This is a genomic window from Vreelandella sulfidaeris Esulfide1 (genome assembly GCF_054072535.1).
The window spans coordinates 2063635-2076052 of sequence record NZ_CM133364.1; the positions used below are offsets into that span (position 1 = coordinate 2063635).

At 54.1% G+C, this 12418-nt stretch carries 11 protein-coding genes; 8 read left to right on the top strand and 3 right to left on the bottom strand.

Features of this window, described 5'->3' with window-relative positions:
* Positions 1-57: 57 nt before the first annotated feature.
* Entirely contained in the window at positions 58-681 is a 624-nt protein-coding gene (gene nfuA, locus ACW44H_RS09690; protein ID WP_113267856.1) for a Fe-S biogenesis protein NfuA, read from the bottom strand.
* 293 nt (positions 682-974) lie between these two features.
* Here nfuA and metH point away from each other — a divergent pair, with 293 nt between their 5' ends.
* The 4 genes from metH to ACW44H_RS09710 all read left to right on the top strand — a co-directional run bounded on the left by metH (position 975) and on the right by ACW44H_RS09710 (position 8349).
* Complete coding sequence (metH, locus tag ACW44H_RS09695) at positions 975-4670, top strand: methionine synthase (protein WP_457508822.1); 3696 nt, start codon at positions 975-977, stop codon at positions 4668-4670.
* 3 nt (positions 4671-4673) lie between these two features.
* Entirely contained in the window at positions 4674-5999 is a 1326-nt protein-coding gene (locus ACW44H_RS09700) for an MATE family efflux transporter (protein ID WP_457508824.1), read from the top strand.
* 156 nt (positions 6000-6155) lie between these two features.
* Entirely contained in the window at positions 6156-7808 is a 1653-nt protein-coding gene (locus tag ACW44H_RS09705) for a nitrite/sulfite reductase (protein WP_457508826.1), read from the top strand.
* On the top strand, positions 7801-8349 hold the full coding sequence (locus tag ACW44H_RS09710) for a DUF934 domain-containing protein (RefSeq protein WP_457508828.1): 549 nt from the start codon (positions 7801-7803) through the stop codon (positions 8347-8349). Before ACW44H_RS09705 ends, ACW44H_RS09710 begins: the two co-directional genes overlap by 8 nt.
* A 61-nt stretch (positions 8350-8410) precedes the next feature.
* Here ACW44H_RS09710 and smrA read toward each other — a convergent pair whose 3' ends face one another.
* On the bottom strand, positions 8411-9001 hold the full coding sequence (gene smrA, locus ACW44H_RS09715) for a DNA endonuclease SmrA (RefSeq protein WP_447044217.1): 591 nt from the start codon (positions 8999-9001) through the stop codon (positions 8411-8413).
* 209 nt (positions 9002-9210) lie between these two features.
* Between smrA and ACW44H_RS09720 the strand changes: the two genes are divergently transcribed.
* Genes ACW44H_RS09720 through ACW44H_RS09730 form a run of 3 tightly spaced genes read left to right on the top strand, consistent with a single transcriptional unit; the run spans position 9211 to position 10748 of the window.
* Positions 9211-9681: a gamma-glutamylcyclotransferase family protein gene (locus ACW44H_RS09720; protein WP_457508989.1), complete on the top strand. Its 471-nt coding sequence runs from the start codon at positions 9211-9213 to the stop codon at positions 9679-9681.
* A gap of 57 nt (positions 9682-9738) precedes the next feature.
* Complete coding sequence (gene wrbA / locus ACW44H_RS09725) at positions 9739-10362, top strand: NAD(P)H:quinone oxidoreductase (protein WP_457508830.1); 624 nt, start codon at positions 9739-9741, stop codon at positions 10360-10362.
* Entirely contained in the window at positions 10359-10748 is a 390-nt protein-coding gene (locus ACW44H_RS09730) for a DUF2069 domain-containing protein (RefSeq protein WP_113267848.1), read from the top strand. Before wrbA ends, ACW44H_RS09730 begins: the two co-directional genes overlap by 4 nt.
* A gap of 23 nt (positions 10749-10771) precedes the next feature.
* Here the strand turns inward: ACW44H_RS09730 and ACW44H_RS09735 are convergent, their stop codons facing one another.
* Positions 10772-11464: a cytochrome b/b6 domain-containing protein gene (locus ACW44H_RS09735; RefSeq protein WP_457508832.1), complete on the bottom strand. Its 693-nt coding sequence runs from the start codon at positions 11462-11464 to the stop codon at positions 10772-10774.
* Positions 11465-11706: 242 nt separating this feature from the next.
* Between ACW44H_RS09735 and pdxH the strand changes: the two genes are divergently transcribed.
* On the top strand, positions 11707-12351 hold the full coding sequence (gene pdxH, locus ACW44H_RS09740; RefSeq protein ID WP_113267846.1) for a pyridoxamine 5'-phosphate oxidase: 645 nt from the start codon (positions 11707-11709) through the stop codon (positions 12349-12351).
* Positions 12352-12418: the final 67 nt, after the last annotated feature.

The following is a 12418-nucleotide window of genomic DNA, read 5'->3' on the forward strand; positions in this document are numbered from 1 at the left end:
TGGAGACGAAAAAAAGCCCAGCGATTGAAGCTGGGCTTTTGCCTTACCCTCGCTAATTTAGCGGTAGTAGGCGTTAGTGGTATCGCTGTGATCGGTAACGTCGCGAATACCGGCAAGCTCTGGAATGCGCTCCATCAGGGTTTTCTCAACGCCATCTTTCAGGGTTAAATCAACCGCCGCGCAGCCTTGGCAACCTCCGCCAAAAGCTAAGACAGCGTATTGCTGCTCAGTTAGCTCAACCAGTTTAATTTCGCCGCCGTGGGCCGCCAGCCCAGGATTGATCTCGCTGTAGAGCACGTAGTTAATGCGGTCCTCAAGCGGGCTATTAGCGTTTACCTTCGGCATCTTAGCGTTAGGTGCTTTGATCGTCAGTTGACCGCCCATCCGGTCTGCATTGAAGTCGACTACCGCTTCTTCCAAAAAGGCCAAACTGTTTTTGTCGAGATAGACGTTGATCTTCTCAAGTTCCAACAGCACATCCGTCGGCTCTTCCTCGCCGGGGCGGCAATAGGCTAGGCAAGTCTCTGCGTAAGGTGTGCCCGGCTGGGTAATAAAGATACGCACGGCGATGCCTTCAACGTTCTGCTTTTCCAGCAATTCCGCGAGGTACGCTTGGGCACTATCGGTAATATCAATACCTTGAGTATCGACATTGGTGTCTTTTTCGCTAATCGTGGTCATGAGGGCTGTCTTCCTCCCGTGGTAGTGGCTCGGCCACTTCACATGTCGTTTGACACCATGGTAAGCAAAACGGCGCGCTGACACAATCCCGACTGTTTTAGTCGGCTATTTTTATCATAACTTATCAAGAATACGTGTTGATTGTCTTTCTATATGCATCGTATAGCGACCTGCAGGGGCGCCTTTTGCTGTCCCTTTTGTTATCATTGTGCGCCTCTTTACGACAGATGCTGCTTTTCCGACGATAACAACATCCCCTTTGACGACTGTGACGCTGGAGAACTCCCCCTGCCATGGCTGATAGTGCTTTGACCGCAACCCTCACCCAACGCCTCGCTGACCGTATCTTGATTCTGGATGGCGGCATGGGAACCATGCTGCAGAATGCCCAGTTGAGCGAAGAGGATTTTCGTGGCGAACGATTCAGCGACTGGCCGTCGGATCTCAAAGGCAACAACGACCTGCTTGCGCTCACCTGCCCTGATTTAGTTGCGCGTATACACCGCGACTATTTAGAGGCCGGCGCAGATATCATCGAGACCAACACCTTTAATAGCACCCAGCTGTCGCAGTCTGATTATGGTATGGAAACGCTGGTAGTCGAACTCAACCGTGAGTCAGCGCGTCTTGCCCGTGAAGTGTGCGATGCCGTCGCCGCCGAAACCGGCGTGCCACGCTATGTTGCTGGCGTGTTAGGCCCCACGTCGCGCACTGCTTCGCTGTCGCCGGATGTCAATGATCCCGCCAAGCGTAACGTCACCTTTGATGAGCTGCGTGAGAACTACTATGAAGCCGCCGAAGCGCTAATCGCTGGCGGCGCCGATTTGATCATGATCGAAACGATCTTCGATACGCTCAACGCCAAGGCGGCGATTTACGCCCTTGAAGAGCTGTTCGACGATCGCGGCGAGCGCTTGCCGGTCATGATCTCTGGCACGATCACCGATGCATCGGGGCGTACGCTCTCTGGCCAAACCACCGAGGCCTTCTGGAACTCGGTGCGCCACGCTCAGCCGCTATCCGTCGGCTTGAACTGTGCCTTGGGCGCCGAAGAGCTACGCCCTTACCTCGAAGAGCTCTCCACCAAGGCCGACACCTTCGTCTCTGCGCACCCCAACGCGGGGTTACCCAACGAATTCGGTGAGTACGACCAAACACCCGAAGAGATGTCCGACATCGTCAGCGAGTTCGCTTCAAGCGGCTTGGTCAACATTATCGGCGGTTGCTGCGGCTCCACGCCTGAGCACATTCGCGCCATTGCCGATTCCGTGCGTGATATGGCACCGCGGGTTATTCCTGAGCGCAGCCGCGCCTGCCGCTTATCCGGGTTAGAGCCGTTCAACATTGAGGCGGATTCGCTCTTCGTTAACGTCGGTGAGCGTACCAACGTTACCGGTTCGGCGCGTTTCAAGCGCTTGATCGTAGAAGAGGACTTCACCACGGCGCTGGAAGTCGCCCTTGAGCAAGTGGAGAACGGTGCCCAGGTCATCGACATTAATATGGACGAGGGGATGCTCGAGTCCAAGGAAGCCATGGAGCGCTTTCTTAACCTGATTGCCGGTGAACCCGATATTGCGCGCGTTCCGATCATGATCGACTCCTCCAAATGGGAGATCATCGAAGCGGGGCTAAAGTGCGTTCAAGGCAAAGCGGTAGTGAACTCCATTTCACTCAAAGAAGGTGAAGCCGCCTTCCGTGAGCAGGCGACCAAATGCCGCCGCTTTGGTGCTGCCATTGTCGTCATGGCCTTTGATGAAGAAGGTCAGGCAGACACCTTCGCGCGTAAAACCGAGATTTGCCAGCGCGCCTACCGCTTGCTTGTCGATGAAATCGGCTTCCCTGCCGAAGACATCATCTTTGACCCGAATATTTTTGCCATCGCCACGGGGATCGAAGAGCACAACAATTACGCGGTCGACTTTATCGAGGCGACCCAGTGGATTCGCGACAACCTGCCCCACGCCATGGTATCTGGCGGTGTTTCCAACGTGTCGTTCTCGTTCCGTGGCAACAACCCGGTGCGCGAAGCGATTCACTCGGCGTTTCTTTATCACGCCATTCGCGCGGGCCTTACCATGGGCATCGTCAACGCGGGCCAACTCGCGGTTTATGACGATCTTCCCGCCGAGCTGCGCGAAGCCGTCGAAGACGTGGTGCTCAACCGCCGCAGCGATGGCACCGAACGATTGCTGGATATTGCCGATAAATATAAAGGCGATGGCAGCGGCGCGGCCAAGAAAGAAGACCTTGAGTGGCGCAGCTGGCCGGTCAATAAGCGTATCGAGCATGCGCTGGTGAAAGGCATTACCGCCTATATCGAAGATGATACCGAACAGGCCCGTGCCCAGGCGGAGCGCCCTATCGAAGTGATCGAAGGCCCGCTAATGGATGGCATGAACGTGGTCGGCGATCTGTTTGGTGACGGCAAGATGTTCCTGCCTCAGGTCGTCAAATCGGCGCGAGTGATGAAGCAAGCCGTTGCTTATCTCATTCCTTATATCGAAGCAGAAAAGAGCGAAGAGACCAAGGCCAAGGGCAAAATCGTCATGGCGACGGTAAAAGGCGATGTTCACGATATCGGTAAAAATATCGTGGGCGTCGTGCTGCAGTGTAATAACTACGAAGTGATCGACCTTGGTGTCATGGTCGCGGCAGATAAAATCCTGCAAGCCGCCAAAGAGCATAACGCCGATATTATCGGACTTTCCGGGCTGATCACCCCGTCGCTGGATGAAATGGTGCACGTGGCCAAAGAGATGCAGCGCCGGGGTATGGACCTCCCCTTGTTAATCGGTGGTGCAACCACCTCTAAAGCGCATACTGCAGTGAAAATCGAGCCTCAGTACGAGCACCCGGTGATCTACGTTACCGATGCCTCTCGCGCGGTTGGTGTAGCGGGTAAATTACTCACGCCTGCTTTAAAAACACCCTACGTGACCGAGATCCGAGAAGAGTACGAAAAAGTTCGTGAGCGTAATGCCAAGCGCCGCCCCAAAGCAGCGGATCTGGACTACACCCAAGCTCGCAAGCGTCGCTTCCGTACCGACTGGAACGCCCATACCCCAGCCGAGCCCAATATGCTGGGGCTAAAAACGTTCGATGACTACGACCTCGAAGAGTTGATCGAGCGCATCGACTGGACGCCCTTCTTTATGAGTTGGCAGCTAGCGGGCAAGTACCCCAAGATTCTTGAAGATAAGGTGGTAGGTGAAGCTGCCCGCAATCTGTTTGAAGACGCCAAGGTTATGCTGCGCAAATTGGTTGATGAGAAACGTGTTCAAGCGCGTGGCGTTATTGGCCTATGGCCCGCCAACAGCGTCGATGATGATGTGATTGAAGTGTATGCCGACGAGTCGCGCAGCGAAGTGATAGAGCGGCTACACCACATTCGCCAGCAGACTACGAAAGGCCGCGATGGCATTTGCTACAGCCTGGCCGATTTCATTGCGCCCAAAGAGAGCGGCAAAGCCGACTGGATCGGCGGTTTCGCAGTCACTACTGGCCACGGTGTCGATGAGCTCTCCAAAGCGTACGAGGCGGCCGGTGATGACTACAATGCAATCATGGTGCAGGCATTAACGGATCGCCTGGCGGAAGCCTTTGCCGAACGTATGCACGAACGCGTGCGCAAAGAGTTCTGGGGCTATGTGCCGGATGAAACGTTGGACAACGATGCTCTGATTGCCGAGAAATATCAGGGCATCCGCCCTGCCCCTGGCTACCCCGCCTGTCCGGATCATACCGAAAAAGCGACGCTCTTCCGGCTGCTCGATGCCACCGAAAATACCGGTTTGGCATTGACTGAAAACTTCGCCATGTGGCCAGCGGCCGCCGTTTCTGGATGGTACTTTGCGCATCCGCAGTCGAAGTACTTCTCGACGGGCAAAATCACGCGGGATCAAGTCGAAGCTATCGCCGCGCGTAAACAGATGCCCCTGGAGGAAATGGAGCGCTGGCTCTCACCGGTGCTCTCTTACGACCCGAGCTGACCAATGCTGTTTGTCGCTCGCCGTCATGGCAAGGTTATTCGCCTTGCCTTGCCTATCATGCTGGGCATGCTCTCGCAAAGCATGCTCAACTTGATCGATGCCGCCCTGGTGGGGCATTTAGGCGAAGTGGCTCTTGCCGGGGTAGGCGTGGGCGGTTACGCCATGTTTATGCTTAGCGCAATTGTGTTTGGCCTCTCTTCCAGCGTGCAGTCACAAACTGCTCAGCGCATGGGGGCTGCCCATACGGAGATAGCCCATCCACTTAACTCGGGGCTGGTGATCGGGTTTGGTGTTGCTTTGCCGCTGTCACTCTTGGCTTGGTGGCAAGCGCCACTGCTGATTGGCTTGATTAGCCAAGCTGATGATGTCCAAAGCGTCGCTGTGGACTACTTTCGTTGGCGGGTGTTGTCACTAGTGGCCATCGCACTTACGCTCTGCTTTCGTGGCTACTGGAATGGTCGCCAGCAAACGCATCTCTACTTGCGTATCATCGTGGCGGTTCACTTGATTAATGTGGTGGTCAGCGCGGGGTTAATCTATGGATTTGCCGGGCTCCCCAAAATGGGCGCAAGCGGTGCAGGTGCGGGGACTACACTGTCGCTGTTTATTGGCTTGCTTGTTTGGTGTTGGGTGAGTATTAAAAGCCCTGCTATTCAACATTTGTTACCCCGTACACCTTGCTTAGCCAGCCTAAGTACGACCCTGCTACTTGCTGCCCCCCATTCTTTGCAGCAGCTTTTATTTGCAGCGGGTTATGCGGTACTTATTTGGTTACTTAGCCAATTGGGTACGGCCAGTGTCGCGGTTGGCCATGTGTTGATTAATCTTTCATTGCTGCTTATTTTGCCGGGGGTGGGCATTGGCGTTGCTGTAATGAGTTTAGTGGGTGAGGCATTAGGCCGAGATGCTCAACACGAAGCCCACCGCTGGGGGCTGGATGCACTCCGTGTCGCCTGGCTGGTACTGTTGGTGCTGGCGCTACCCATGCTGATAGTGCCCGAGCAAGTACTCACCATCTTTTTTACTAACAGTGAGCTAGTGGCGCTGGGTAAACTTCCACTGCAACTGACCGGCGTGATGATTGTGCTGGATGCGGCCGCTTTAGTACTCGCCCAGGCTTTAATGGGCGCGGGCGCTCAACGCACGGTGATGATGCTAACCCTAAGCATGCAATGGCTACTTTTCCTTCCCTTGGCTTGGTGGGTAGGGATCGGTTTAGACCAGGGCTTATTAGGCATCTGGCTTATGCAACTACTCTACCGATTGATAAACTCGGCCGGATTTTTATGGGTGTGGCAGCGCCGCCGCTGGCTAGCCCCAGCCTTCTAACTGGCTGCTAAACTCATACTGTGGTTTCTAAATAGCTTTTAGAGATAAAAAGATAATTATATATTCTTTTGTAGAATATGACGCCCGCGTTAAGGTGACGCTACATTAACGTCCGTCTCAACGTGACCATTTCGCTTTTTAGCAGGATCGTGCCACATGTACCGTTATGATATTCACGACCAAACACTGGTTGATGAGCGTGTCGCTCAGTTCCGCGACCAAATGGAACGCTACCGCGCTGGGCGTTTGGGTGAAGAAGAGTTCCGCCCACTAAGGTTGCAGAACGGCCTCTATATTCAACGCCATGCGCCTATGCTGCGTATTGCGATACCCTACGGCATGCTGGCGGGTAACCAGCTGCGTGCGCTGGCTGAGATTACCCGTCGCTACGACCGTGGCTATGGCCACTTTACGACACGGCAGAATTTACAGCTGAACTGGCCTGCGCTTGAAGACGTGCCGGATATTCTGGCCGATTTAGCCAAGGTGCAGATGCACGCGATTCAGACTAGCGGTAACTGCATCAGGAATACGACCAGCGACCAGTTTGCAGGCATCGCCAACGATGAAGTAGAAGACCCGCGCCCCTGGTGCGAACTAATTCGCCAGTGGTCTACCCTGCACCCTGAGTTTGCCTATCTGCCGCGTAAGTTCAAAATCGCGGTTAGCGGTGCAGCCCAAGATCGTGCCGCGATTCAGGTCCACGATATTGGTCTGCGTCTCTGGTATAACGCCGATGGCGAGCTGCGCGTCAAAGTGTTAGCCGGAGGTGGCCTGGGCCGCACCCCCATGATTGCGGATGTCGTGCGCGAAGATCTGCCTTGGCAGCATCTGCTGACCTATCTGGAAGCCTGTGTGAGGGTTTATAACCAGTTCGGCCGTCGTGACAACAAGTTCAAGGCGCGGATTAAAATTCTTGTTAAAGCGTTAGGCATTGATGAATTCCGCCGCCGCGTCGATGAAGAGTGGGCGCACTTGAAAGACGGCCCGCAAACACTCAACCAAGCCGCGGTCGATGCCGCAAAAGGCCACTTCCCAGAGCCGGATCGCCGCCCGGTGGCAGAAAACGCCACTGAAGTGTTTGATCAGCTGCGCGCTGAAAACCGTAGCTTTGCGCGCTTTGTAACCAATAACGTTACTGATCACAAAGTGCCTGGATACAAAGCAGTGACGCTTTCCCTGAAACGTCGTGAACATGCCCCTGGCGATGTGACCGCCGATCAGATGGAGGCCGTTGCTGATCTGGCCGATCGCTACAGCTTTGGTGAAGTGCGGGTTACCCACGAGCAGAACCTGGTACTTTCAGACGTGCCGGTCGATGAGTTGGAAGCGCTGTGGCAAGAGCTCGAATCGCTGGGCATGGCCAATCCGACGGTGGGTACGCTCAACGATATTATCTGCTGCCCTGGCGGCGATTACTGCAGCTTGGCTAATGCGGTGTCTATTCCCATTGCCCAGGCGCTGCAGGAGCGCTTTGAAGACCTGGATTTCCTTTACGACTTGGGGCCGCTGGATTTGAACATTTCCGGCTGCATGAATGCCTGTGGCCACCACCATGTCGGCCATATCGGTATCCTGGGTGTCGATAAAAAAGGCGAAGAGTTCTACCAGATCTCCATTGGCGGTAACTCCACCGATGATGCGTCTCTGGGTAAAATTCTCGGCCCCTCATTTTTCCGCTCTGACGTGCCGGATGTGGTCGAAAAAGTGTTGGAAGTCTATGTGGCGCAGCGCCATGAAGACGAGCGCTTCCTGGACACTTACCGCCGTATTGGCTTAAAACCCTTCAAGGAGCGTGTTTATGCCTAATAAAACAGATGAGACGCAAACTGAAGCAGTTGAGCAGACACCAGTGCATGTTGATCATCTGATTGCTAACGGTGAGCTAGCGGCAGAGAACGCTTGGTGCGTCTCCTACGATGAAGATGCGCTACCCGAGCAACGTCCGGCGTTTGTGCCGTTGGCGCTGTGGCAAGATAATCAAGATGACGAAGAGCTATCGCCGTTGCTCACCAGTGATACCGAACTGACGCCAGAATTGGCGCAGCAAATTGGTAAAGCTGCAGCGATCGCCGTCGATTTCCCGGCCTTTACCGATGGCCGTGGCTACACCTTGGCCCGCTTATTGCGCGAGCGTTACGGTTACGCAGGTGAAGTTCGTGCGGTGGGTGATGTTCTGGTAGATCAATTGGACTACATGCGCCGTTGTGGGTTTTCTTCCATGGCACTGCGCGATGATCAAGATCCGGAGGACGCCCTACGCGCACTGAGCTTTATCAGCGTGCGTTACCAGCCTGATGTAGAAGAGCGGCAGGCGCTGTTTGAGCGTCGCTTAGCCGCGAGTAAGTAGTGTAATAAACAGGCATCAAAGGGCAGCTTCGGCTGCCCTTTTTCATGATCAAGCGGGCAGATTAACCTCGCCGCTTCTGCTGTCGTTCACGGTTATTGGCTTTAGCGCGGTCGCTCTTACGCAGCATCACCCAAGTGGCCCCCAGCCCCCCTTCCGAGGGTTGCGCGGATACGTAGGCTTGAACTTCCTCAAATTGACTCAGCCATTTGGCAAGATAAGAACGCAGCACATTGGCAGGACTATCTATTTCACGCCCGCGGCCGTGCACGATGAGTACCGAGCGTAAATCGTGGGCGTAAGCTTCCTGAATAAAGGGAAATAGCATCCGACGGCACTCACTCAGCGGGCGCCGAAGCAGGTGGAGTTGGGATTGAACGCTATAGCCACCGTGTTTTAATTTATCGACCACGCCTTGCTGAATGCCCTCCCGGCGATACTCCATCGGGTCGAACGGCGGCAGGAGATCGACAAAGTCATCGGACAGAAAATTGCGAGCGCCCATCTCTTCCTCTGCCCATTCACGCCGGGCCAGCTGCGCCTCAGAAGGGCTTTTCCGGTTAGCGCCTGGGTCTGCACGATTATTGGGCGGAAGTGGCTCTACATCGCCTATGAGAGCACCAAAATCCATATCATCACGAAGTGGCTGATTCATTGCAAGCTCCTCCGGCTGGGTCTTATGACCACCTATTTTACATACATAACCTAGCAAACCCGTGTGCTTTGCATAAGTACTTTGCTCAAGTACTTTGCTTAAGCTGCTTAGATAAATCGATAACATAAGCTTGTCATTGCCAATTTGGCCAGCCAAGCTAAGCAGCCATTCGTTGTTCCCTCAGCAAGAGGCGCCTTGGTTTGGCTAAAATGGTTTGGTTTAAACGCCTTGTTATCATCAGCGCAGCGGGGTTGCTCGGTATAGCCGGGTGGATATGGTTAACGATGCTCAGCCCATGGTTTTATGAACGCCCCGATGATTTAGCCGATATCGAACAGCGCACCCATCAGGTCTTCGTTTACGGCACGCTACGCTACGCCCCAGTGCGCTTGGTTGTCATGGGCAGCTTTGGCAATCCTGAAAAAGCGGTGCTTGAGGGCTACCAGCGCAATGGTCTCGACCTTTCACCCCAGCCAGGGAGTAAGGTGGAAGGCCTGCTGTTACGCGTGGATGCCGATGAGCTGGCCCGCCTTGACCGCTATGAACGACTCGGTGTCCGCTATGAACGGGTGGAGATAACGCTAGAGGATGGCTCACGCGCCTGGGTCTACTTGCGTCTGTCGAAATTGCAAAATGCGTTTGCCCGGAACCCAGGCTTACCGATAGCTCTGGTACCATAGGCAACAAGCATTACAATCTCTGCCAAGACAGCTTTAATGACCCATTCAGGAATGACAATGCGTGAAATGACACCGTACGTTTTGGTTCTTTACTACTCGCGCTCAGGCGCAACCGCCACCATGGCACAACAAATTGCGGCCGGCGTAGAAAGTGTACCCGGTATCCAGGCACGTCTGCGTACTGTGGCGCCAGTTTCGACCACGTGTGAAGCCGTAGACCCAGAAATTCCTGAACAGGGAGCGGTGTACGCTGATCTGGACGACTTGCGCAATTGCAGCGCACTGGCAATCGGCAGCCCAACGCGGTTTGGCAACATGGCGGCACCGCTTAAATACTTTATCGACTCCACGAGCAGCCTCTGGATGAACGGTGCTTTGATAGATAAACCCGCGTCTGCGTTTACCTCGACATCAAGCTTGCACGGTGGGCAAGAGAGCACCTTACTGACCATGCTGGTGCCACTGCTGCATCACGGCATGGTCTATGCAGGGGTGCCTTATAGTGAAACCACGTTGCTGGAAACCCGCACAGGCGGCACGCCTTATGGTGCCAGTCATTTGGCAGGCACGCGTAGCGATCGATCGGTTGATGAGCATGAGCGCGCACTGTGCGTCACTCAAGGCAAACGGCTGGCGCGTCTCGCTCTCGCCCTGCACGCTATGCGTCAGGAGGCATCATGAGACAGTGGTTGGAAGAGGTAGAAGCACGACATGGGCTTGATAAGCTCACGCTAAGAAGCCGGCAACTGGTACTAGCGAGCTTTGCTCTCTTGTTGGTGATGGTTATTTATCGCGGCTTTTTAGTTCAGGGCGATGCGTTTAACTGGCGACCTGTGGTGGCCTTTGTGCTTCCCCTAGTGCTGTTCTTGCCCTCCATCATTGGCCAGCGAGCCCGTGGTCATGCTTGGCTTGCGTTTGTTAGCCTGCTCTACTTTACTCAGGGGGTAATGCTGGCAACGTTGCCTGGGCAAAGCGTGCGCGGGCTTTTAGAGGCCATTATTTCATTGGCCCTGTTTGCTGGCTGTATGGGCTATGCACGCTTTCGCAGCCGACAGCTAAGACAATAATAGCTAGGCCTATAAAGACCAGCTCAATAAAACCAAAGCCATAGCGCTACGCCAGCGGCAATAAGTAAAGTACCTAACGCACGTAAACGCAGCGTAGCCGCGTTTAACGGCTCGTTACGAGCATCGACAGGCAGCTGGCGGAAATGCTTGGTACCCGCCAACATTGCCGCCACCAAAGGCTCACCCATTAGCCGATGGACGACCAGTCCGACCAAGTGCAGCCCGATAAGAATGATCAAAAGATCACTATTTAACTGATGCATGCTTCTCAGTTGGCTGCTTACCCCATCGCCAAATAAGCCATAAAGCGGTGCCTGAAAAAAGATGTCGTCACTCAAGAAAAGGCCACTGACCGCTTGGAAACTAAGCGAAAGCAGCATAACCAACGTCATCCAGCCACCCAAAGGATTATGGCTGGCATAAGTGCTGGGCTGCCGCTTTAAAAGTGCCTTGGAATAAGCGATCGTTTCACCGGGTGGGTATAAAAACGTCTTGAAACGCGCATACACGCTACCCATCACACCCCATAACCAACGAAAGACGAGCAACCCTAGCAATAGATAGCCTGCCTGTGCGTGCACTTCAATGGGAAATAGAAAAGGCGCTCCACGGGTCTTGGTGGTATAAAATGAAAGCAGTATTACCGCCACTAAACCCCAATGAAAAACACGAATCCATTTATCCCATACATCTATTGTTACACTGGTCTTGCGCATAACTTTTTACTCTCTTAGCAAGGGTGACCCAGCAGTGGTGAGCTAATAGCAGTTGATGACCCCGTATTGGTGAGGCACCTTCGCATGTATGCTGGCTTTCTCATAGATTGTGGGACAGCTGGTCGCAGCACTGGCTAAAATGACAGCAATAAGAGAAGGCGTTAGGCATTCATTGATAGCGGTCACTTGAGCTTTAAAGATAGACCAGCGAACATGGGTGAAATTCAAGGGAGAAGCACTTAATGACACGTAATATAGCCGATATCAGGCGTGATTATGAAGGCGGTAGGCTAGACGAGTCCCAGGCATCCGATGATCCATTCGTGCTATTCAATGAGTGGTTTACCCTTGCGTTGGAAAAAGAGGGGAAAGATGGTAATGCCATGACACTCTCCAGCGTTGACAGCCAGGGCAGACCCCATGCCCGCGTCGTGCTGCTAAAGGGATTCGATGAGCGCGGTATGGTCTTTTTTACTAACTATCATAGCCATAAGGGTAGCGAGTTGAGCAATGTGCCCTATGCAGCCATGACCTTTTGGTGGCCTTCCCTCTCCCGTCAGGTGCGTATTGAAGGCCCGGTTGAGCAAGTATCTGCCGATGAGTCGGATGAGTACTTTGCCAGCCGCCCTCGTGGCAGCCAGTTAGGTGCGTGGATTGCCACCCAGAGCGTTGTGATTCCTAATCGTAACTGGATCGAGGAGCGTCAAAAGCGATTTGAAAAAGCCTACGATGGTCAGGACATCCCCCGTCCGATTCACTGGGGTGGGTATCGTCTCGCGCCGGAAATGATTGAATTCTGGCAGGGTCAGCCCAGCCGCCTACATGATCGGCTACGCTTTGAACGGCGCGACGGAGGTGAGTGGAGCCGCTTCCGCTTGGCACCGTAACTGTATGTGTAATATACTCTGCGCCTGTGTACTTGAAGGCCTGCTGAGAGTAGCAGGCCTTGTCGCT